The 20,486-nt window shown below is 72.3% G+C and carries 20 protein-coding genes and 1 pseudogene; 15 read left to right on the forward strand and 6 right to left on the reverse strand.

The features are described from left to right. Nucleotides 1-151: 151 nt before the first annotated feature. Together ABD830_RS02145 and ABD830_RS02150 are read right to left on the reverse strand one after the other, a co-directional pair. Nucleotides 152-1,363, reverse strand: coding sequence for a ZIP family metal transporter (locus ABD830_RS02145; RefSeq protein ID WP_344984549.1), 1,212 nt, complete (start codon nucleotides 1,361-1,363; stop codon nucleotides 152-154). A gap of 173 nt (nucleotides 1,364-1,536) precedes the next feature. Further along, a complete protein-coding gene (locus ABD830_RS02150) occupies nucleotides 1,537-2,433 on the reverse strand; it encodes a DivIVA domain-containing protein (protein WP_344984550.1) in 897 nt (298 codons plus the stop codon). 223 nt (nucleotides 2,434-2,656) lie between these two features. Between ABD830_RS02150 and ABD830_RS02155 the strand changes: the two genes are divergently transcribed. Genes ABD830_RS02155 through ABD830_RS02175 form a run of 5 tightly spaced genes read left to right on the forward strand, consistent with a single transcriptional unit; the run spans nucleotide 2,657 to nucleotide 5,772 of the window. Then, nucleotides 2,657-3,238 carry a dihydrofolate reductase family protein gene (locus tag ABD830_RS02155; RefSeq protein ID WP_344984551.1) on the forward strand — a complete coding sequence of 194 codons (582 nt, stop codon included), beginning with the start codon at nucleotides 2,657-2,659 and terminating at the stop codon, nucleotides 3,236-3,238. Next, nucleotides 3,235-3,573, forward strand: a complete 339-nt coding sequence (locus ABD830_RS02160; RefSeq protein ID WP_344984552.1) for a YciI family protein — start codon at nucleotides 3,235-3,237, stop codon at nucleotides 3,571-3,573. The genes ABD830_RS02155 and ABD830_RS02160 overlap by 4 nt, the downstream gene beginning before the upstream one ends. A gap of 3 nt (nucleotides 3,574-3,576) precedes the next feature. Then, nucleotides 3,577-4,740 (forward strand): RNA polymerase sigma factor, encoded by a 1,164-nt coding sequence (locus ABD830_RS02165; protein WP_344984553.1) that lies wholly within the window; start codon nucleotides 3,577-3,579, stop codon nucleotides 4,738-4,740. A gap of 41 nt (nucleotides 4,741-4,781) precedes the next feature. Further along, a complete protein-coding gene (locus ABD830_RS02170; protein WP_344984554.1) occupies nucleotides 4,782-5,360 on the forward strand; it encodes a TetR/AcrR family transcriptional regulator in 579 nt (192 codons plus the stop codon). After that, nucleotides 5,353-5,772: a thioesterase family protein gene (locus ABD830_RS02175; RefSeq protein WP_344984555.1), complete on the forward strand. Its 420-nt coding sequence runs from the start codon at nucleotides 5,353-5,355 to the stop codon at nucleotides 5,770-5,772. The genes ABD830_RS02170 and ABD830_RS02175 overlap by 8 nt, the downstream gene beginning before the upstream one ends. Before the next feature lie 29 nt (nucleotides 5,773-5,801). Here ABD830_RS02175 and ABD830_RS02180 read toward each other — a convergent pair whose 3' ends face one another. Beyond that, nucleotides 5,802-6,407 carry a TetR/AcrR family transcriptional regulator gene (locus ABD830_RS02180; protein ID WP_344984556.1) on the reverse strand — a complete coding sequence of 202 codons (606 nt, stop codon included), beginning with the start codon at nucleotides 6,405-6,407 and terminating at the stop codon, nucleotides 5,802-5,804. 105 nt (nucleotides 6,408-6,512) lie between these two features. Between ABD830_RS02180 and ABD830_RS02185 the strand changes: the two genes are divergently transcribed. The 6 genes from ABD830_RS02185 to ABD830_RS02210 are packed head-to-tail and all read left to right on the forward strand — an operon-like array spanning nucleotide 6,513 to nucleotide 10,826. Further along, nucleotides 6,513-7,115 carry a TIGR03086 family metal-binding protein gene (locus ABD830_RS02185; RefSeq protein WP_344984557.1) on the forward strand — a complete coding sequence of 201 codons (603 nt, stop codon included), beginning with the start codon at nucleotides 6,513-6,515 and terminating at the stop codon, nucleotides 7,113-7,115. Next, entirely contained in the window at nucleotides 7,109-7,501 is a 393-nt protein-coding gene (locus ABD830_RS02190) for a hypothetical protein (RefSeq protein WP_344984558.1), read from the forward strand. Before ABD830_RS02185 ends, ABD830_RS02190 begins: the two co-directional genes overlap by 7 nt. After that, nucleotides 7,498-8,511: a patatin-like phospholipase family protein gene (locus tag ABD830_RS02195; RefSeq protein ID WP_344984559.1), complete on the forward strand. Its 1,014-nt coding sequence runs from the start codon at nucleotides 7,498-7,500 to the stop codon at nucleotides 8,509-8,511. The genes ABD830_RS02190 and ABD830_RS02195 overlap by 4 nt, the downstream gene beginning before the upstream one ends. 34 nt (nucleotides 8,512-8,545) lie before the next feature. Next, nucleotides 8,546-9,061, forward strand: coding sequence for an SRPBCC family protein (locus tag ABD830_RS02200; RefSeq protein ID WP_344984560.1), 516 nt, complete (start codon nucleotides 8,546-8,548; stop codon nucleotides 9,059-9,061). 60 nt (nucleotides 9,062-9,121) lie between these two features. Next, complete coding sequence (locus ABD830_RS02205; RefSeq protein ID WP_344984561.1) at nucleotides 9,122-9,700, forward strand: TetR/AcrR family transcriptional regulator; 579 nt, start codon at nucleotides 9,122-9,124, stop codon at nucleotides 9,698-9,700. Further along, entirely contained in the window at nucleotides 9,684-10,826 is a 1,143-nt protein-coding gene (locus tag ABD830_RS02210) for an alpha/beta hydrolase family protein (RefSeq protein WP_344984562.1), read from the forward strand. Before ABD830_RS02205 ends, ABD830_RS02210 begins: the two co-directional genes overlap by 17 nt. A gap of 6 nt (nucleotides 10,827-10,832) precedes the next feature. Here the strand turns inward: ABD830_RS02210 and ABD830_RS02215 are convergent, their stop codons facing one another. Both ABD830_RS02215 and ABD830_RS02220 read right to left on the reverse strand, forming a co-directional pair. Beyond that, entirely contained in the window at nucleotides 10,833-11,627 is a 795-nt protein-coding gene (locus ABD830_RS02215; protein WP_344984563.1) for an alpha/beta fold hydrolase, read from the reverse strand. Nucleotides 11,628-11,687: 60 nt separating this feature from the next. Further along, a complete protein-coding gene (locus ABD830_RS02220) occupies nucleotides 11,688-11,858 on the reverse strand; it encodes an SbtR family transcriptional regulator (protein WP_344984564.1) in 171 nt (56 codons plus the stop codon). A 20-nt stretch (nucleotides 11,859-11,878) separates the two neighbouring features. Between ABD830_RS02220 and ABD830_RS02225 the strand changes: the two are divergent. Beyond that, nucleotides 11,879-12,088: pseudogene (locus ABD830_RS02225) on the forward strand (SDR family NAD(P)-dependent oxidoreductase); the annotation flags it as partial. Nucleotides 12,089-12,095: 7 nt separating this feature from the next. Here ABD830_RS02225 and ABD830_RS02230 read toward each other — a convergent pair. Continuing rightward, a complete protein-coding gene (locus ABD830_RS02230) occupies nucleotides 12,096-13,430 on the reverse strand; it encodes a helix-turn-helix domain-containing protein (protein WP_344984565.1) in 1,335 nt (444 codons plus the stop codon). Between the two features lie 231 nt (nucleotides 13,431-13,661). Between ABD830_RS02230 and ABD830_RS02235 the strand changes: the two genes are divergently transcribed. From ABD830_RS02235 to ABD830_RS02245, 3 genes are read left to right on the forward strand one after another with little or no spacing between them, the layout of a single operon-like run. After that, complete coding sequence (locus ABD830_RS02235; protein WP_344984566.1) at nucleotides 13,662-17,219, forward strand: nSTAND1 domain-containing NTPase; 3,558 nt, start codon at nucleotides 13,662-13,664, stop codon at nucleotides 17,217-17,219. Between the two features lie 29 nt (nucleotides 17,220-17,248). Then, nucleotides 17,249-17,902 carry a hypothetical protein gene (locus ABD830_RS02240; protein ID WP_344984567.1) on the forward strand — a complete coding sequence of 218 codons (654 nt, stop codon included), beginning with the start codon at nucleotides 17,249-17,251 and terminating at the stop codon, nucleotides 17,900-17,902. After that, nucleotides 17,899-20,466: an NACHT domain-containing protein gene (locus tag ABD830_RS02245; RefSeq protein WP_344984568.1), complete on the forward strand. Its 2,568-nt coding sequence runs from the start codon at nucleotides 17,899-17,901 to the stop codon at nucleotides 20,464-20,466. Before ABD830_RS02240 ends, ABD830_RS02245 begins: the two co-directional genes overlap by 4 nt. Nucleotides 20,467-20,486 lie beyond the last annotated feature (20 nt).

A 20,486-nucleotide genomic window follows, 5' to 3' on the forward strand; every position in this document is an offset into this window, starting at 1 on the left:
TCTACGGCCAACCACCACCGAACACCCCGGTGCACGTGGTCCAGCAGCGTCTGGGGGCCATCGGGCAAGACGCCCCGGCGTAGCGCCTGCGCGGGATGAGGGGCGAGGAGCCGAAGGGCGGGCCGCCGTGGCCCTTGGCGCAAGGCGGGTTCTAGCGCCCCACGTCCGTGGCCGAGGGCCTGGGCCGGGCACCGAGGGCGCCGAGCAGGTAGTGGCGCTGGCGCAGGGTGAGGTCGCCGATGCTGGCGCCGCTGCCGATCCCGCCCTTCCGCAGCACTCTGGTGATCTCGGCGGCGCTGCGCCCCGGCAGGGCCCGCAGCAGCGACTCGACGTCCGCGCTGATGGTGGTCAGCTCGCTGCGTGACAGCAGGGCCTCCACGCCGAGCCGCCCGCCCGCCACAGCGGCGCGCAGCTCGGAGGCCGTCATCGGCATCGGCTCGCGCGTGGGTTCGGGCCGGGGGGACGGAGTGCGGGTGGGCTGGACGAGCGGCACGTCTGCCTCACCGGCGGCGGCGATGGGGACGGCCAGCTCGGGCATGTCCTCGACGAGAACGGTCTCCGCCGCGACCAGCAGGCCGCCCACGGAGAGCACGCCCGCCGCGGCGACGGCCACGTGGCGCCGCACCAGCCGGCCGCTGCTGCGGGCGATCTTCAGCCCGATCACGGCAGTACGCACCAGCACGCCGGTGAGCAGGCCGAGCAGGATCGGCACGCTCTGCGGGGGGATCGGCGCCACCGCGGCCAGCACGACACCGGCCGCGGGGCTGAGGCAGGAGAGCGCCAGCCAGGGAGCGCGGCGTTTGCTCGCCATGTCGAGCATGGCCGTCATGGCCAGCCCCTCACCGGCCGAGTGGATCATGAGAGCGGCCACGACGATGGCCGACGCCGCCAGCACCAGAGTGGCGCCCTCGATCATGCGGTGCAGGCTCAGCGCGACGGCGGTGCCCACGCCTCCGTACACCGCGGCGCTGACGGCCTGCTTGACGCGCCTGTGCAGGCCGGGGGCGTGCTGCCCACGCTGCCCGGTCTCGTGCGGGTGTCCGTGGCGGGTGAAGTACGTGATGATGGCGAAGCCCACCACCCCGGCCAGCGCCACGAGCCACAGCGGCACTTCGGTGGCGTGGGCCTCACGCCAGGCGTCGGGCATCACGTCGGTCAGGGCGGTGACGAGCATGAGCGCCGAGGCGACGGCCAGCCAGATGCTGATCTTGGCGGCGTTGCGCTGGGCCAGATGGGCTCCGGCCAGCGTGGACAGCGCCACCAGGCCCACGGCGGCCCACACCGTCCAGGCGGGCATGGCGGCGTCAAGGCCCGTGTCCTGCAGCGCCGACTGCAGTGCCGGCCCCCCGAGCGGCAAGGACATGTCACAGCCTTTCTGGCGAGAGTGCGTGCGGAACGGCACGAACGGAACGGCAGTGCGAACGGAACGGCAGTGCGAACGGAACGGCAGTGCGAACGGAACGGCAGTGCGAACGGAACGGCGGTGCGAACGGAAGGCAGCGCATACCGAACGGCAGCGCGTACTGAGCGGCTCGATCAGGGCGCGGCGACGGGACCGGTGCGCGCGCCGTGTCCGCTGTGCGCGACGAGACCGCCGTGCGGGCCGTCGCCGGGACGCGCGCCGTCGACGATGCGCGCCACGGGACCGGTGTGCGCATCGGCGTCCACGTGCGCCACGGGACCGCTGCGCGCCCCATCGCCCACGTGCGCGACGGGATCGGCATGCGCGCCGCCGCCCGGGTGGGCGCCAGCGCCGGGCGCGCCAGGGCTGCACGTGGCGAGGCCCGACGTGGCCTGCCCGGGCAGGGCGTGGCCAGACGTGCCGTGGCCAGACGGAGCGATGTCAGGCATGGCGGGGTCCTCCAGGGCGCCGCGCAGCCGGCCGAGCTGGGCGCGCAGGCTGTCCTGCAGCTGCCGGCCGTGGTGCGACAGCGCCGCGTCGAACTGGTCGAGCTGCTCCTCGACGGCCTCGCGGTAGGCCACGCGGGCGGTCCGGGCAAGCGCCTCCGCCACGGCGGCGGCCTCGCGCCGCACCCGCTGAGCCTCGGCGCGAGCCTCGGCGAGGATCTGGCGGGCCTCCTGCCGCGCCGTCTCCACCGTCTCCTGCGCGGCGCGCTCCGCTTCGGCGAGCGTGTCGGACGGGCTCGGCGGGACGGGGATGTTCGCGAGACGCTCGCGCAGGTGGGCGTTGTCCTGCCAGAGCAGGCCGAGCGTCGTCTCCACGCTGGCCAGGAACGCGTCCACCTCGGCCAGGTCGTAGCCGGCACGCAGCCGGACCACGCTGAAGACCTGATGGTGCACGGCGGCGGGGGTCAGCAGGGCGAGCTGGCCGGGGCCCGCCGCATGGACCGGCAGCGCGCCGGAGTCGTCGCCGACAGCGTGACTGAACGGAAGCTGGAGGCGATGGTCGTGTTCTTCGTGCTTGACGTGCATGGCAGCGCTTCACCGAGCCCTTCGGCGCGACCTTTACCGTTTGACCAGGAAACTTATACGCTCAGTAGTTGACACGTTACCTTGTGCTTAAACGTCCGGGCAGACGCTTACGGGTAAAGCCACCCGGATGATCTGTGACCGGAGTCACATTCACGGCCTGTCCCCTGAAGGCGTTCTCGTTCGTCCTGTCGCCGGAAACCGGCTTCAAGGAAGGTTCGAGATCATGAGCCAAGTGATCGTCATCGAGTTCGTCTCGCTCGACGGGGTCGTCGAGGACCCGGACGGGCGGGACGGGACGCCCTGGGGAGGATGGGCGTTCCGCTACGGGCCCGAGTCCGTGGCCGGCGACAAGTTCGCCCTCGGGGAGGTGCTGGACTCCGGCGCCATGCTGCTCGGCCGGCTCACCTGGGAGCGCTTCTCCCGCATCTGGCCTGCCAGGGACGATGAGTTCTCCAGGAAGATGAACGCCCTCCCCAAGCTCGTCGTCTCGCGATCCCTGGAGCGCGTCGAGGAGTGGAGCAACTCCGCCCTCCTGCGGGGCGAGCCGGCCGAGGAGGTGGCCGAGCGGAAGAAGCGCCAGACTATCGTGGTGGCGGGCAGCACCGGCGTCGTCGACGTGCTGAGGGCCCACGACCTGATCGACGAATACCGTCTGCTGGTGTTCCCGGTGGTGCTCGGCCAGGGGCGCCGCCTGTTCGACCGGCCGGGGCCGCCCGCCGGGCTGAGCCTCGAGTCCGCCGAGCGGGTGGGCCAGGCCGTCCGCCTGGTCTACCGCCGCGAACCAGCCCAAGGAGACCACCGATGAGATACGCACTGCTCATCAACGAACGCCCCGAGGCCTACGAAGGCCTCAGCGCGGACGAGCGCGCTGCCATCAGCGCCGAGTACACCACGCTGATGAAGGACGAGCGCATGCTCGGAGGCGAACGGCTGCAGCCGGCCGAGACCGCGACCACCGTACGGGTCCAGGACGGCGAGATGCTGGTGACCGACGGGCCGTTCGCCGACACCAAGGAGATCTTCGGCGGGTTCTACATCGTCGAGGCCGGGGATCTCGACGAGGCCCTCGAGCTCGCCGCCCGGATCCCGGCCACCCGCCTGGGCGGCTCGGTCGAGGTGCGGCCGCTGGTGGAGCTCTAGCCGGTGCTCGAGGAGATCTTCCGCGACCAGTGGGCACGCGTGTTCGCCGCCCTGGTGAGCTACAGCGGCGACATCGACGTCGCCGAGGAGGCCGCGCAGGAGGCGTTCGTCATCGCCGCCGAGCGCTGGGGCCGCGACGGGCTCCCGGACAATCCGGGGGCCTGGCTCGTGGTGACGGCGCGCAACCGGGCGATCGACCGTCTGCGGCGCGACCGTACCCATGCGGACAAGCTCCGGCGGCTGGACCGGCCGGAGCCCTCCGAGGAGGTGGCGATGAACGAGACGTCGATCCCCGACGAACGGCTCGAACTGTTCTTCATGTGCTGCCATCCGGCGCTCGCGGCGGAGGCCCAGGTCGCGCTCACCCTGCGGGCGCTGGGCGGCCTGTCGACGCCGGAGATCGCCCGGGCGTTCCTGGTGAGCGAGGAGACGATGAAGCGGCGGCTCTCCCGTGCCCGCACCAAGATCCGGGCGGCCGGGATCCCGTTCGCGATCCCCCGCGAGGACCGCCTGCCCGCCCGGCTGGGCGCGGTGTTCGCGGTCCTCTACCTGATCTTCAATCAGGGGTACGGCGACGGCCGGGCCGACCTGACGGCCGAGGCGATCCGGCTGGCCCGGATACTCCTCGACCTCATGCCCGGCGAACCCGAGCCCGCCGGACTGCTGGCGCTGATGCTGCTGCACGACTCGCGGCGCGCGGCCCGGGTCCGCGACGGCGAGATCGTCGTGCTCCACGAGCAGGATCGCGCCCTGTGGGACACCGCGCAGCTCGAGGAAGGCCAGGCGCTGCTGGACCGCGCACTCGCGCTCGGTGCTCGCGGCGCCTACACGGTGCAGGCGGCCATCGCCGCGCTCCAGGCCGAGGAGCGCATCGACTGGCCGGCCGTGGCCGCGCTCTACGACCGGCTGCGTGAGCTGACGGGCTCCGCGGTCGTGGAGCTCAACCGCGCCGTCGCGATCGCCGAGGTCGAGGGGCCGCGCGCGGCCCTGGCGATCGTCGACGCGCTCCCCCTCGACGGCTACCGCTACTTCCACTCCACCCGGGCCGAGCTCCTGCGGCGCCTGGACGACACCGAGGGGGCGCGGGCGGCGTACGAGAGGGCGCTCGCGCTGGCGACGACCGAGGCCGAGCGCCGATTCCTGAACCGCCGGCTCGATCAGCTCTGACGGCTCTTGCCTCGACTTTACTGACCTGTCAGTATCGGGGCGTGAGCGATCAACGCGAGCTCAGCGCCGCCGGTCAGCGGCTGCTGGAGGTGGCCACGGAGGTCTTCTACGCCGAAGGCATCCGCGCGACCGGCGTCGACGCGCTGGTGGCCCGGGCCCAGGTGTCCAAGCCCACGCTGTACGCCCAGTTCGGGTCCAAGGAGCAACTGGTCGCGGCCGTGCTGGACCGGCGGCGGGCCGCGCGGCAGGCGGCCATGACCGCGTTCCTCCAGCAGTGCGCGGCGGACGGAGCCGAGCGGCTGCTGGCGGTCTTCGACTGGCTGGCGGAGGGGCACGGCCAGGAGGGTTTCCGCGGCTGCCCGTTCACCAACGCCGCGGTGGAGCTGCCCGACGCGGGGCATCCCGCGCGCGAGGTCATCTCGGCCTACAAGGACTGGCTGCGCTCCACGCTGACCCGCCTGGCGGCCGAGGCCGGCCTGCCGCGGCCGGAGGAGGTCGGCTTCGGGCTGCTCCTTCTCATCGACGGGGCCAACGCGCGGGTGGTGGTCGACGGGGATCGTACGGCGATGCGCAGGGCCAAGCAGGTGGCGGCCAGGATGATCGGAGCAGACCATGGATGAGCTGAAGCCGGGCCTCGAGCACACGTTCCGGTTCCGGGTGCCGGAGAGCAAGATCGTCGCGGCGCTCTATCCGGAGTCGCCGGAGTTCGCGGTCATGCCGCCGGTGTTCGCCACCGGGTTCCTCGTCGGGCTGATCGAGTGGACGTGCGTCCAGGCCGTCGTGCCGTGCCTGGACTGGCCGCGCGAGCAGACGGTCGGCACGCACGTCGACCTCAGCCACGCGGCCGCCACGCCGCCCGGCCTCGAGGTGACCTGCCGCGTGCGGCTGACCGGGGTGGAGGGGCGGCGGCTGCGGTTCGAGGTGGCCGCCGACGACGGGTACGACGTGATCAGCACCGGCACCCACGAACGCGCCGTCATCGACACCGCCCGCTTCACCGGGCGCGCCCGCTCCAAGGGGGCGCCGGCGTAGGACGTCGACCCGCACCCGCCTCGCGGGCCTCACCGGTTCGTGCTCGCGGTGTCGAGGCACCGGCGGATGGCGGTTCTGGCCCGCTCGTAGGCGTTCGGGTCGTCGTGCAGCAGCGAGACGGCGTTGGCCGTCTCCATGAACGCGATGAGCTCGAACGCGAGCTGGTCGGGATCCGTGTCGCCGGCGAGCTCGCCGAGCTGGCGGGCGTCGTCGACGGCGCGCGCCACGAAGCGGGTCCAGTCGAGGCTCGCCGCGGCGGCGGCGTCCCGCACCCGGCCCGGACGGGCGTCGAACTCCGCGTTGACGGCGAAGAAGAAGCAGCCGCCCGGGAAGACCCGCCGCTGCGAGTAGCTCAGCCAGTTCTCGCACAGCCGGCGCACCCTGCCCAGACCCGGCGGCACGGTCAGCGCGGGCTGGACGACCTCCTCGACGTACACGGCCGCCGCGGCGCGGACCGTGGCGAGCTGCAGCTCTTCCTTGGAGCCGAAGTAACCGAACAGGCCGCTCTTGCTCACGCCGAGGTCCGTGGCCAGCCGGCCGATCGACAGCCCCTCCAGCCCGTCCTGCGAGGCGATGTCCGCCGCCCTGCGCAGGATCACGCTGCGTGTCCGTTCGTCCCGCGGTCTTCCCGCCATCTCCACCCCTTCATGCACGAACGTTCGGTTCACGATAGCCGCTTGACCTCTGGCTCGGCACGCTCCTATTCTCGGCACGAACGTTCGTACTTAGAAAGGCGGATGATGGCTGAACTCCCAGCCGAGGACCTCCGGGACCTGCATCGGTGCGCGCTGGACCTCGCCGGAAGAGCGATCGCCCAGGTCGCCGCCGTGGACCTGGACCGGCCCACGCCGTGCGCGGAATGGAACCTGGGCGACCTGCTGCGGCACATGGTGGGCGAGAACCACGGCTTCGCCGCCGCCGCGGACCCGCCGGCGCAGCAGTCCGTCCGGGACGGCGGCGACCTCGGCGACGACCCGTTCGGCGCCTTCCACGACTCCGCGGCCGCGGTCATGAAGGCGTTCGCCGCCCCTGACTTCTACGACCGCCAGGTCGAGATCGGCGGGTTCGGCGTCTTCCCCGGGCGGGTCGCGATCAGCATGCACCTGGTCGACTGCCTCGTGCACGGATGGGACGTCGCCACGAGCATCGACACCTTCTACCGGCCCGACCCCGAGCTGGTCGCGTCCGCGCTGGCGATGGCCTCCCGGTGGCCGGACACGCCGAAAAGCCGCGGTCCAGGCGCCGCGTTCGACACCAGGGTTCCGGTGCCCGACGACGCCCCTGACTTCCACCGGCTGCTCGGCCTGCTGGGCCGCGACCCGTCGTGGGCGGCGCCATGCTGACGAGCCGCTGGACACCTGGAGAGGCGGCCGGCACCACCGGGTCGGTGCTGGTCAGTGTCACCGACTTCCAGGCCGACCGGCTGCGCGACCTGCCCGGCGTCTACCGGGCCGGGCTCTCCCTGCGCCGGGCCTGGCCCGACCTGCCCGGCGCGGTCGGCATGTGGCTCTGGACGGAGCCGCTGCGCGGCCGGTGCGGCTCGGTGTCGATCTGGCTGGACGAGCAGGCCCTGCGCCGGTTCGTCGGCCTGCCGGAGCACGTCGCCATCGTGCGGCGCTACCGCGGGCGGGGCCGGCTCAGGTCCACCACGTGGACGACCACACGGTCCGACCGCGGCGTCTGGGCCAAGGCCAGGGCCTACCTGTCCGAAGAGATCAGGACTCCGTGACCGGCGGGCACGAGGTGCTGCGCGTCCTGGCCGACCGGGTCGGCCGCGGCAGCCGTCCCGGGCAGCGGCAGGACGGCTACCGGGTGGCCCTGGCCATCGAGGGCGGCGGCATGCGCGGCACGATCTCCGCCGGCATGGCCCTGGCCCTGCACGAGAGCGGGGTGGCGCACGCCTTCGACGCGGTCTACGGAGCGTCGGCAGGGGCCATCACCGGGGCCTGGCTGCTCAGCGGCACTCCCGAGCGCCTGACCGGCTGGGCCGAACCCGGCTACGCCAAGGCGATGATCCGTCCGTCCAACCTCCTGCGCGGCCGGCCGATGGTCGACGTGCGCAACCTGGTCGAGCACCTGTACCGCGAGGTGGCCTGGATGGACTTCGACGCCGTCCTGGCCAATCCCGTCGAGTACCACCCGCTGGCCACCGACGTCCACACCGGGCGGTCCACCGACCTGCGCCCCTACCTGACCGGTCCCGTGGAACTGCGGCTGGCGCTGCGGGCCAGTGCCGCGCTGCCGTTCCTCGCCGGTCCGCCGGTCGAGCTGGCCGGCCGGTTCTACTACGACGCGGGACTCGCCGAGTCCATCCCGTACCGCACCGCCCTGGCGCAAGGCGCCAGCCATGTCCTGGTCCTGCGGTCGCGTCCCGCCGCGCCCGGGACGGCCGCCCGCCGCGGGGCGCGACCCTCCTACGGAGCGCGCCTGATCGCCGCGACCGTTCTGCGGGGGTATCCCGAGGCGCTGCACCGGAGTTACCTCACGCGCGCCCACCGCCTGCTGCACGACGACGCGGTGCTCACGCGGTACGACCAACCGGCTCCCCCGGTGTCCCGCCTGCCCGTCGGCGGCCGGCCCCCGGCGGATCCGGCGGTCCTGTCCGTACGCCCCGGGCCCGGCACCCCCCGCATCGGTCGCCTCACCCGCGACGGCGAACCGCTCAGGGCCGCGCTCGAAGCCGGGCGCGCGGCGGTCGACCGTCTGTTACGCCCGCTCGACCGGCTGACCGCCGGCTGAAGATTCCCCCCGCTACTCCCCTGGAGGTCACACCATGGTCAAGTCGCTGCTGTACACCGGTCCGGCACTCGACGACCTGCACGAGCAGTACGCCAAGAAGGGCCGCATCGACGAACGGGCGGCGGTGCGCGCCCGCTGCGAGGTCGCCATCGACGCGCCGGTCGAGACGGTCTGGGACGTGCTGGCCACCCCGGCCGCCTGGTCCCGTATCGAACCGGCGATCCACGACGTGCGGTTGGACGGTGCGGTCGAGCCGGACACGTCGTTCTCGTGGGTCAACGGCAAGGCGAAGATCCAGTCCCGGTTCGCGGTGGTCCGCCGGGACGAGGAGCTCACGTGGACGGGCGTGAGCTCCGGCGCCCGAGCCGTCCACCGGCACCTGCTGCTGCGCCGGGCCGACGGCGGCACGGACCTGGAGGTCAGCGAGTCCATGGCCGGGCCGCTGCTCGGCCTGTTCTTCGGCGAGGCCAAGCTGCAGGCGGCGCTGACGTCCTGGACGGCCGGCATCAAGCGAGCCGCGGAGGACGTCGGGCGCGGCATCGCCTCCTGAACGCCGACCTCGTCACCGTTGGGTGTACGACGTACACCTTGATGGTTTACTGTGTACACCGTGAGCACTTCGAACACAGCGGAGAAGATCGCCGTCGCTGCGCAGACCGTTCTCGTGAGCGAGGGTGTTCGGGCCGTGACCATGCGGCGGGTGGCCGACATGGTCGGCGTGTCCCCGATGGCCACCTACAAGCACTATCCGAGTCGCCAGGCGCTTCTCGACGCGGTGGCCGAGCGGGCTTTCCGCGAACTGGCCGAAGGGTGGGGAACCCGGGTCACGGGCGGCTCGTGGGAGGACCGGGCGTTCGGCCTCATGGAGGATTTTCTCGACTTCGCCCTGGGTCGGCCGCATCTGTACGGCTTCCTCATGACGGAGCGCCGCCCGCAGGCCCGTCGCTTCCCCGACGGCTTCGAAGACGGCGGGTCGCCGTTCAGCATGCTCGTCGTGCTGGTCGAGGAGGGCATGCGCGAGGGGCTGCTGCGCAAGGACGACCCGCTGGAGGTGACGCTGGCGCTGACGTCGTCCGTCCAAGGGCTCGTGCAGCTCTACCTCGGTGGCCGCATCGGCCTGGAGGAGGACGGCTTTCGCGGGTTGTGCGAGCGTACGGCGCGGAGGATCTTCGATGGCATCCGGGAGTGAGCGGCGGCCCCGCTGGAAGCGCAGGGCGTGGATCGCGGGCGTGGCGGTCCTCGTCATCCTGGTCGCGGCGGCGGGGTACGGGGCCTGGTTCGGCAGCGAGCAGGCGATCGGGGTCGTGCACTACGGAACGAGCAACACCAGGGTGCTCACCGTGCAGGGTGATCTGGTGACGCTGGAGCAGACGCCGGAGTCCGGCAAGCCCGGCACGTACTGGCTGGAGTGGAGCGGCACGTACTCGATGCTCGGCGACGTCGTGTCGCGCGCTCCGGGCCGGGTGACGCGCAAGGTGCTGCGAGGCCCGACCCCTTCCGTGGGCACCCCCGGCTGGTTCGGCAACGTTCCGCCCGGCGATCCCGAAGTCGCCTGGGGGATCGGCTACACCGAGATCATGGTCCACACGGAGCTCGGGCCCGCGCCCGCCTGGTACGTGCCCGGCAAGGGCGCCACCTGGGTCGTCGCCGTTCACGGGCAGAACGGGCGGCGCAAGGCGGAGCTGAAGATCCTGCCCGTCGTGCACCGGCTCGGGCTGCCCTTCCTGGACATCAGCTACCGCAACGACGAAGGGGCACCGCCCTCGCCCGACGGGCTGCTGCACCTGGGCGACTCGGAGTGGCGCGACCTGGAGGCCGCCCTGCGCCAGGCGCAGACGATGGGGGCGCGGCGGTTCATCCTGTACGGCACCTCGATGGGCGGCCAGATCGCCGGGCAGTTCCTGGACAGGTCATCGCTCGCGAACCTGGTCGACCGGGTCATCATGGACGCGCCCATGATCGACGTGCGGATGACCGGGGAACAGGGCGCCAGGAACTTCCATCTGCCCGCCTTCGCGGCAGGGCTGTCGAGCCAGGTCATCAAGTGGCGCACCGGGGTCGACACGGACCGGCTCAGCCTGATCCGCCACCCACCGAAGATCAGGCCGCCCCTCCTGCTGATCCACACCGTGCCCGACACCGACCACCCGATCCAGGAGGCGCGCGACCTCGTCGCCGCCGGCAGGCGTCTGGGCTGGAAGATCCAGTTCGAGCCGTTCGCGCAGGGCGGCCACACCGAGGCGTGGAACGTGGACCGCGCCCGCTACGACCGGCTCGTGCGCGACTTCCTGTCCCCCGCCCGGGGCACCCTGTAGAGGCCCTCAGACGCGAGGCTGCGTCACGAACGACATGACGGCCTCGGCGAACGCGTCCGGCCGCTGTTCAGGCAGGCAGACGCCGGCGCCGTCGATCACCTGCAGCTCGCACCCCAGCGCCCGCGCCAGGGCGGGCTGGTCGGGCAGCGAGTACGCGTCCTGCGCCCCGCACAGCAGCAGCGTCCGGGTTCGTACGAGCGGCAGCCGCGACGCCATCCCGTACGCCCCCACGGCGGCGTGACCGTCCTGGAGGCGGTCCACCACCTGCAGGGCGTCGATCACGAACCGCGTGAGGTCGTCCTCCTGGCCCGCATCGTAGAAGGCGCGCCGCTGCCGCCACAGCTCGGTGACGTGAGCGCCGTCGGCCGCCGGCCGTACATGATCGACCTGGGGCAGGTCGCGCACCCGCTCCCGGCGTCCGGGCGTGACGTGCGGCATCGCCGAGAGCACCAGCGCCGACAGCCGCGACGGGTCGCGGGCCGCCACCTCCAGCGCGATCACGGCGCCCGTGTGGTGCCCGACGAGGGCGACCCGGGAGAGGCCGAGCGCGTCGAGCAGCGCCTCGACGCCGTCGGCGAAGCGCTCGATGCTGAACTCGCCGGTACGGGCCGACTGCCCGAAGCCGAGCGTGTCCATGGCCATGGCGTGCACGCTGCCGCCCGCGATCGGCAGCACGCGGATGTACTCGGTCCACGACCGCGGGGTCTGGTGCAGGAAGAGCACGGGGGTGCCGCTCCCGCATTCGGCGAGGTGCATCTGGCCCAACCGCGTGTCCACGTATCGACGCCGCACGCCTGTCATCGGTCACCACCGTTCCGCTGATGCCGGGTCTCCGCAGCGGATGCTAGCCGAGCCCCGGCCTCAGGGCTCCATCCCTGTGCGGAGCAGCGCCCACGCCCGTCCGGCGACCACCCGCCGGCGCGGCGCCGGGGTCTTGGCGAGGACCCCGGCGAGCATGCCGACGACCAGCACGAGGTCCTCGGCCGTGATGTCGTCGCGGACGGCGCCCGCGCGCCGGGCGGCGGGGAGCACGCCCCCGGGCCGCGGTCAGCGCGTACGGGCGCATCGACGTGCTGTGCCACAACGCCGGGATCATGGACACCATGGCCCTGCCCGCCGACATCCCCCTCGAGCTGTGGGAACGGGTGCTGCGGGTCAACCTGACCGGCACGTTCCTGGTCACGCACGCGGTCCTGCCGCACATGCTGCGCCAGGGCGGCGGCGCGATCGTCCCGGTGGACGGCGGCTGGTCGGCGGCCTGACCGCCGATCACCGCGGCGGCGACGCGATGGCGGCCGCCAGGTCGGGCGGGACGCGGCTCGCCACCCGCACGGCCGAGGCATGGTCGCGGACCAGGTCGTGGAGCCTGTATCGGCCGGGGGCGGGCTCCTGCACGAGATGGGCGTCCGACAGCTGGTCCAGGAGCTGTCTGGCCTGTCGTTCGGTCGTCCTCAGCAGGGCGGCGGCCGCGACGACGCCGAAGTCCGTGCTGGTACGCGAGCCCAGCACCCGGTACGCGTGCCGCTGTTCCGTGGACAGCCTTTCGTAGGACAGGTCCAGGGCGGCGGCGACGCTGTGCCGTCCGGCACTCAGTTCGGCCAGCGGGTCGTCCGTCAGCCGGTCCAGGAGATGCCGCACACTCCAGGTGGGATGCGCCCGGAACCGGACGGTGGCGATGCGGACGGCGAGGGGCAGCAGCCCGCAGCGCCGCACGACCTCGGTCAGGACATGCACCGGAGTGCCCATGACGCGCTCCCGCCCGGCCATGCGGGTGAACAGGGCGACCGCGTCCATCGTCGGCAGTGTCTCCAGTGACAGGCTTCGGATGTCGTCCAGGCAGGTGAGGCGGCGACGGCTGGTGACGATCAACCGGCAGTTCGAGCCGGCGGGCAGCAGGGGAAGGATCTGCTGTTCGTCGGCGGCGTCGTCCAGCACGATCAGGACCTTGCGGTCGGCCAGCACGCTGCGGTACAGCGCGGCACGGTCATCGAGGTGCCGGGGAATGTGCTCGCCGGGCACGCCGAGCGTGCGGAGCAGCCGGGCGAGCGCTTCGCCCGGTTCGATCGGCGTCATCGAGCGCGCGTGGCCGTGGAGGTTCACAAAGAGCTGCCCGTCGGGATATCGAGGCGCGAGCCGGTGGGCGGCGCGCACGGCCAGCGCCGTCTTGCCCGTTCCGGCCATACCGTCGATGGAGACGACTGTCACCGTGTTCGCGCCCTGGTACGCCTCCAAGATCGCCAGCTCGCGTCTCCGGCCCACCAGCGTCGCGACATCGGCGGGCAACTGCCGGGGAACGGTCAGCGCCGCCGGCGGTGGGCCGGTCCCCTCCGGATCATCGCGATGGGCGGGAGCCGGCAGGCCGCGGGTGACGGCGACCAGCATCGCCTGCTCTTCGCCGTCCAGCTCCAGCGCCTCTGCCAGCAGCAGGATCGACCTGGTGCGCGGGTGCCAGAGCCGGCTGCTCTCCAGCCGGCGGACCGTCCGGACGTTGAGACCGGCTCTTTCGGCGAGTTGCTCCTGGGTCAGCAAGGCCCGCTTCCGCCACCCGCGCAGCAGCGCCCCCGCAGGCGGCTCCGCAGGCGGCTCCGCATCGGGCTCCCGCACGACTTCCACATGCCGGGAAACGGCCGACAAGCCGGCCCAGGGCTTGCAGCCGGCCATTGCCGGAGCCGGTCCTCTCGTTGTGTTGATGATCGACACCCCCGTTCTCATCGTCGCCCTGCGGCGAAGACAGATGTCCATCGAATCCGGGTTCGCGCCGTTCAAGCCACTGGTCGGACGACATTGGACGAAATCGGACGGCAGGCGTGGTCGCGATTGGCCAGAATGAGCGCCATGGACGAGCGGGAGGAGGGCGGCCGTTCGGACGACGTGTGCCCCTACCAAGGTCTTGCGCCGTTCGAGACGGCGAAAGCCGGGCTGTTCTTCGGGCGTACACGGGCGACGCTCAGCCTCCTCGAACGCCTGGGACGGCGTTGGGCAGAGCGCGGATCCATCCTGCTGGTCTCGGGCGCCTCTGGTGTGGGCAAGTCGTCGCTGTTACGGGCGGGGCTGATACCGGCGCTGGCCGAAGGCAGGCTGCCACTCACCGGATCACAGCGTTGGCCGCGCCTGCTCATCACACCCACCGCGAAGCCGTTCCACGCGCTTGCCGAAGCGTGGACGCAGGCGTTCGGCGGGCCCGCCGGAACATGGGACGAGCAGTTGCGGGACGATCCACGGCGGGCACTGTCGGGAGCTCTCTCCCCCGCCGACCGTCTCGTCCTGGTGGTCGACCAGTTCGAGGAGCTGTTCACCCTGGTGACCGACGAGCAGGAGCGCCAGGCGTTCGTCAGGACCCTGGACACCATGGCCGAGGGCCCGCACGGCGCCGGAGTGGTCATCGGCGTGCGCGCCGACTACTGGGACCGCTGCGCCGCCTACCCGCAGTTCGCCGAGGCCATCCAGGACGGTCAGGTCATCGTCGAACCGATGACGGAGTCGGACCTGCGGCTGGCCATCACCGGCCCCGCGGCCGCGGGCGGCCTGGAGATCGAGCCCGGTCTGGTGGAGACCATCCTGGGCGAGCTGGGCGTCGACCGGGCCGAGGGTGATCGCTACGAGGCCGGGGTCCTGCCCCTGCTCTCGCAGGCTCTGCGCAACACCTGGGAGAGACGTGAGGACGGCACCCTGACCGTCCGGGGCTACGAGGAATCCGGCCGGGTCCGCGATTCCGTGCGCCGTACGGCCGAGGAGGTCCTCGGGCGGCTGCCGCCTGAAGACCGCAAGACCGCGCTCAGGCTCTTCCGGCGGATGACACTGATCACCGCGGGAGGCCGGGTGGCGCGGCGCAGGGCGACGCTGGCCGAGATCCACGCCGCCGCGGCCGCGCACTCCGCGGAGCGGCGGGACCAGGTCGAGGCGCTGCTGTCCGCGTTCGCCGGCCGGCGCCTGCTCACCCTGCACGAGGACACCGCCGAGATCGCCCACGACGCGCTCCTGACCGCCTGGCCCACCCTGCGGCAGTGGCTCGAACCCGACCTCGCCGCGCAAGCGGTGTACGACCAGCTCGTCGAGGACGCCGCGCAGTGGGCCGACCATCACCGCGACCCCGCATTCCTCTACCGGGGCGCCCGGCTGCTGGCCGTGGACGACAACCGGCCCCGCTGGGAGCGCGACCCCGACAGCTTTCCGCCGTCCGGCCCCACCGTGGAGCGCTTTCTCGCGGCCTCCATACGGGAGACGCGGCGAGCGGGCCGCCGCCGCCGTCTCGTCATGGCCGGCCTCGCGGTGCTGTCGGTGCTCGCCCTCATCGCGGCAGGCGTCGCCGTCAAGGCCGCGAACGACGCCGACTGGCAGCGCAGGAAGGCGAGCTCCCGCCAGCTCGCGGCGCAGAGCGAGGTCACCGGCGACGCCCCCCTCGCCTCGATGCTCGCCGTGGCGGCCTGGCGGATCGCCGAGACCGACGAGGCCCGCAACCGCGTGCTGTCCGCGGCGACCCGCACCGCCCGGGGGAACTTCAGCGCGGACTCGAAGCCCCTGACGGCGCTGGCGTTCACCCCCGACGGTTCGACCATCGTGACAGGGAGCGACGACGGCACCGTACGGTTCTGGGACGCGGCGTCGCGTCGGCAGCTCGGCGCCCCGATCAGCCGCCGGAAGTTCGAGTGCTCGGGCATCAAGCTGGCCCTCAGTCCCGACGGCCGTACGCTGGCCACGGCGTGTGGCAGCACCGTCCGGTTCTACGAGGTGGCCACCCATCGCGAGCCGGGCCCCCCGCTGGAGCACACCGAGGTCGTGTCGGCGATCGCGTACAACCCGGACGGGAAGACCTTCGTGACCGGCGACTTCAGGGGCGTCGTCCAGCAGTGGGACGTGGCCACGCACCGTCCGCACGGCGCGCCCATGGGCCGCCCCGACGACGGGCCCGACCTGTCGAGCATCATCCACGGGGTGGCCTACAGCCGGGACGGGAAGATCCTGGCCGCCGGGGGCAAGGACAAGACCGCCCGTCTCTGGGACACCGCCACCTCCCGCCAGCTCGGCGCTCCCTTCGCCGGACACCGCCAGGGCGTCGACGCGGTCGCCCTCAGCCCGGACGGCACCCTGCTCGCGACCCTGGGCTATGACCGGACGGGGCGCCTGTGGAGCACGGCCACGCACCAGCAGATCGGGATGCTCAAGGACCGCACCGCCGGTTACGAGTCGATCGCCTTCAGCCCGGACGGCACCCGGATCGTCACCGGCGGGGACAGCGGCCGTACCGTCCTGTGGGACACGGCCAGCCGACAGCAGTTGCTCCTGCTCGCCGACAACTACAGCAGCGTCGGCAGCGTGGCGTTCAGCCCGGACGGGAAGCTGATCGCCGCCGCCGGCGGCGACGGCGTGGCACGGCTGGCCGACGCCCGGACCCACCTGCAACTCGGGACCGCCATGCCCGCGCTGGGCGCCGTCGCGCTGAGTCCTGACGGACGGGTCCTGGCCGCCGGCATGCCCGACGACAAGAACCCGGCGATCCAGCTCTGGGACGTGGCCACCCAGCGTCCCCTCGGCCCTCCGCTGAACCCCGGGGGCCCTCGCCGTGCGGTGTACCGGCTCAGCTTCGCCCCCGACGGGCGGACGCTCCTGTCGGAAGGCGCCGACGGCCTGCGGCTCTGGGATGTCGCGAGCCGCCGCGAGATCGTCCATGAAAGGACGCTCTCGGCCGCCGTGATCAGCGCCGACGGCAGGTTCGCCGCCGCCCAGAAGGACAAGTCCATCGTGTTCTGGGATTTCGCGCGCCGCAGTGAGACCGGGCCGCGCATCACCGTCCCCGACCACACCGACCTCATCACGGCGATGGCGATCAGCCCCGACGGGGCCACTGTGGCGAGCGCGGGCTTCGACAACCGGGTACGGCTCTTCGACGTGGCCACCCGCCGCGAGATCCCGGGCCCGTCGTACGCGGCCCAGGGCGGGTTCGTCAACGCCATGGCGTTCAGCCCCAACGGTCAGAGGCTGGCGTTCACGGCCTCCGACTACAGCATCCGGCTGTGGGACGTGCCGCGCCGCCGCGCGGTCGGCGTCGGCCTGATCACCGAGGACGGCTCGGCGAACACGCTCGCGTTCAGCCCGGACGGCGAGATCCTCGTCACCGGCATGTCCAACGGCGACGTGCAGCTGTGGGACCTGCGGACGTACCGGCGGCTCGGCTCCCCGATGGTCGGCCACACCAAGGGCGTGACCGCGCTCTCCTACAGCCGGGACGGCACGACCGTCGCCACGGTGTCGGACGACAGGACGGCGCGGCTGTGGAACGTCCGCACGCCCCCCGACCTGGTGGCCGCGGCGTGCGCCAATGCGGGCCGCTCCCTCACCCGGGAGGAGTGGGAGAATCTGGTACCACAGGAGAAATACCGCGAGACGTGTCCGTGACCCTGGCTCCCACCGCGGAGAGAGCGAGCATGTTCCTTCGAGGTTTCCGGCGACGGACAGGCAGGCCCGTCCCGGAACTGGCCGCGCTGTTCCGTTCGATCATCGACGGCGGCCGGCAGTTCCACCCGCTCGCGTCCGACTTCCTGGAACACTTCATGGACGGCGCGGGCGCCTCCAGGACGATGTCCCTGCGCTGGCTGCGCTCGTTCAAAGTGATCAAGAAGGCCGAGCGCAAGAACCAGCGCCGCTTCGAACGGCAGCTCGCCCGGGAGGCGGGGCGGCTGCGCGACGGCGCGTCCACGTGGCTGCACGACCACTGGGACGCGCGGATCAACGCGTTCATCGGTACGGAGCTGTTCTACGTCAGCAGGGTGAGCCTGCTGCGCTCGCAGGGCTCGTTCGTCCTGACCCGGGACGGGCCGGAGGTGCGGATCTCCGGCACGGTCCGCCACCGCTGGTTCGATCCCTATGACTGGGATCGCGGCCGGTGGGTCTACATCCCCCGGCACGGGTTCGTTCCGATCGCGGTCGGCCGGGAGCTGGTCGAGGCCGACGAGGCACGCAACTTCCTGATGGAGTCACGCCATGTCCAGACATTGGAGGGGATGTTCCTGGACGGCCGGTGGCCGCACCGCGGCAGGGCGAGGTTCGAGTGGTCGCTGGTGAGGACCGGGCGCCGGTGATCGCGGACCGTCCCTCTCAGCCCGATCCCGCCCAGGCCGGCAGCGTGGCGGACTTCGTCCGGTCGCTGGTCCAGCTCAGGCAGTGGGCGGGGCAGCCGTCTCTGAGCAGGCTGCGCTCTCTCGGCGGCCAGACGGTGACCCCGGACGGGGCCATGGTCGACGCGCTGCCGAAGAGCACGACCTCGCACGTTCTGCGGCAGACTGACAGGCTGCCGCGGTGGGATTTCGTGAGAGCCTTCGTCACCGCCTGCCTACGCTCCTGCGACGTTCCGGACGAACTGATTCCCGAAGAGCTCGAACGCTGGCGAGCCGCACGGACGGCCCTGGCCGAACCGGTCGCTCCACCCCCTTCCGGCGCCGAGGAGCGGACGTCCCCGGCCATGCCGCCGGAGCCTCGAGAAGATCACGCACTCGAGCTGCTGTCACGGCGAGTGGTCCGGGAAGAGGACAGGGCGCGGAAAGGGCTGCTGAGCGGCTACAACATCGCGCCCGTCTCCTTCGGGCTGTACGCCGACTCGATCCGTCGCGACGACGTACCCGGCGAGTTGGCGGACGATCTGCACTCGATCGGCCGGCTCTTCACCGGCCTGCGCCCGCAGCGCCTGCTCGTCGTGGGCGCATCGGGATCGGGCAAGACGGTGCTCGCCATCGAACTGGTGCTGCAACTCCTGGAGCCCTTCGTGGCCGCCGACGGACGGCCCGGTCACCCGCGGATGGTGCCGGTGCGCCTGAACGCGGCCCGATGGACCTTGGGAAGGCCGTTCGAACCATGGCTGGCCGAGCAGCTGGTGCAGGACTTCGGGCTCGCGCTCGAGGACGCCCTGCGGCTGGTACGTGATCGCCGGGTACTGCCGGTGGTGGACGGACTGGACGAACTGGACCCCGAGCCGTCGATGGGCTCACCCCGCCGGGCGATCGGACTGCTGACCGAGCTCAACCGGTACAGCGACCTGTCCGGGCGACGGCCGGGGGCGGTCGTCGTGACCTGTCGAGCCGATCGTCACGCCGAGCTGCGCGCGGCCGGGGTCGAGCTCGACAACGCCGCCCGGATCCATCTCCACAGCCTGACCACCGAACAGATCAGCACGTACCTGCACGCCCGCTGGCCGGACGGCCATCTTTGCGAAAAGCACCGCGACGACATCCATGCGGCACTGTCCGGACCGGCGGGGAAGGCCGTTCACACCGCTCTCGCCACACCCTGGCGACTGCTGCTGACCGTCACCGCCGTGGAGGCCGGTGCCGATCCCGTCGAGCTGCTCCGGGTGGATCCGCGCACCGACCCGCGTGAGGGAGCGGTGTCGATCGGCCGAAGGTTGCTGGAGGCGTACGTCCCGGCGGCGACCGGCCTCACACCCCGCGCCGCCCTGGGCACTCCGTACCGGTCCCGTCAGGTGCGATCGTGGCTCGTGCACCTCGCGGACCACCTGCGCTGGCAGGCCACCCGCACCGCCGAGGAGGACCGGCCGCCGCCCGGTCTGACGGCGATCGACATCGTCCCCCACCTGCTGTGGCCGATCGGCGGCCGGCGCCGGGTCCAGGCGTTGCACTGCCTGTGCAGTGTGATCTTCGCGGTCATCGCCATGCTGGCCTTCTGGACGGGCTCGGCGGTCGACAGCCCTGGCGACCTGCGTGCCGGACTCGACCCGGAACAGCTGCTCACCTTGGCCCTCATGGCGGGCTGGGTGGCCGTCGCAACCGGCCTGTCGCTGTCGCCGTGGCCGGCCGCAGCCGGTGGGCGGGCCGATGTCCCTCGCGGGCGGCGCATCACCGGCGGTCTGCTCGGCGCCCTGGCGGGCCTCCCCGTCGGAGTGCTCGGTGGCCTGGCCGGGCTGGTACTGACCGGAGAACGCATCTTCGGTCCCGTCTTCGCCGTCGCCGCGGGGGGAACCGGTGGGCTGGCGCTCGGAGCGGTCATCGGGCTGACCGCCGCCGGTCGGCGCGGGGCCGAGCGCATGACCGTGTCCGAGGTGGTCCGCACCGAACTCGTCACCCTGGTGGGCTTCGGACTGTGCGGCGCGCTCACCGGGCTGGCGCCGCTGCGGCTGTCCCACGCCGGCCCGGTGCCGCTGGCCGCGGGCGTCACCGGGGCCTTCGTGCTGGCCTTCACGCTCGGGGTGCTGTTCAAGATCACCACTGGCGGCTGGAGCAAGGACGCGGAGCTCGCCCACCCGCGGGAAGCCCTTCACCGCAACCTGACGATCGGGCTGGCGTTCGGCCTCACCGGCGGTGTGGCCGCGTTTCTGGTGTTCGTCATGAACCAGGACATCGTCGAGTCACTGGCGTGCGCGATCGTCGGCGGCGTGACCTTCGGCCTGGCCTTCGGCGCGATCGCCTGGACCCGCACCATGATCGGGCTGGTCGTCGCGGCCATGCGCGGTCTGCTTCCGTTGCGGCTGTGGGACTTTCTCGACTGGGCCTGCGAGGCACGGCTGCTGCGCGTCTCCGGCGCCACGTACCAGTTCCGGCACCGCGAGCTCCAGGACTTCCTGACTCCGTCCGGGAGCGCCGGGAAGGGGACCGGCCGCCTCTGGGCTGGGAGGAGGCGGGCCGGTGCGCGCTAGTGCGTGCGGGCTGAGTGGGG

This window comes from Nonomuraea helvata (assembly GCF_039535785.1).
In the GTDB taxonomy this organism is placed as follows: Bacteria; Actinomycetota; Actinomycetes; order Streptosporangiales; family Streptosporangiaceae; genus Nonomuraea; species Nonomuraea helvata.

Coding starts and splice junctions, on each gene's coding strand:
- ABD830_RS02145 (WP_344984549.1), bottom strand. CDS start 1,363: ATGTCCTTGCCGCTCGGGGGGCCGGCACTGCAGTCGGCGCTGCAGGAC.
- ABD830_RS02150 (WP_344984550.1), bottom strand. CDS start 2,433: ATGCACGTCAAGCACGAAGAACACGACCATCGCCTCCAGCTTCCGTTC.
- ABD830_RS02155 (WP_344984551.1), top strand. CDS start 2,657: ATGAGCCAAGTGATCGTCATCGAGTTCGTCTCGCTCGACGGGGTCGTC.
- ABD830_RS02160 (WP_344984552.1), top strand. CDS start 3,235: ATGAGATACGCACTGCTCATCAACGAACGCCCCGAGGCCTACGAAGGC.
- ABD830_RS02175 (WP_344984555.1), top strand. CDS start 5,353: ATGGATGAGCTGAAGCCGGGCCTCGAGCACACGTTCCGGTTCCGGGTG.
- ABD830_RS02180 (WP_344984556.1), bottom strand. CDS start 6,407: ATGGCGGGAAGACCGCGGGACGAACGGACACGCAGCGTGATCCTGCGC.
- ABD830_RS02185 (WP_344984557.1), top strand. CDS start 6,513: ATGGCTGAACTCCCAGCCGAGGACCTCCGGGACCTGCATCGGTGCGCG.
- ABD830_RS02190 (WP_344984558.1), top strand. CDS start 7,109: ATGCTGACGAGCCGCTGGACACCTGGAGAGGCGGCCGGCACCACCGGG.
- ABD830_RS02200 (WP_344984560.1), top strand. CDS start 8,546: ATGGTCAAGTCGCTGCTGTACACCGGTCCGGCACTCGACGACCTGCAC.
- ABD830_RS02210 (WP_344984562.1), top strand. CDS start 9,684: ATGGCATCCGGGAGTGAGCGGCGGCCCCGCTGGAAGCGCAGGGCGTGG.
- ABD830_RS02215 (WP_344984563.1), bottom strand. CDS start 11,627: ATGACAGGCGTGCGGCGTCGATACGTGGACACGCGGTTGGGCCAGATG.
- ABD830_RS02235 (WP_344984566.1), top strand. CDS start 13,662: ATGGACGAGCGGGAGGAGGGCGGCCGTTCGGACGACGTGTGCCCCTAC.
- ABD830_RS02240 (WP_344984567.1), top strand. CDS start 17,249: ATGTTCCTTCGAGGTTTCCGGCGACGGACAGGCAGGCCCGTCCCGGAA.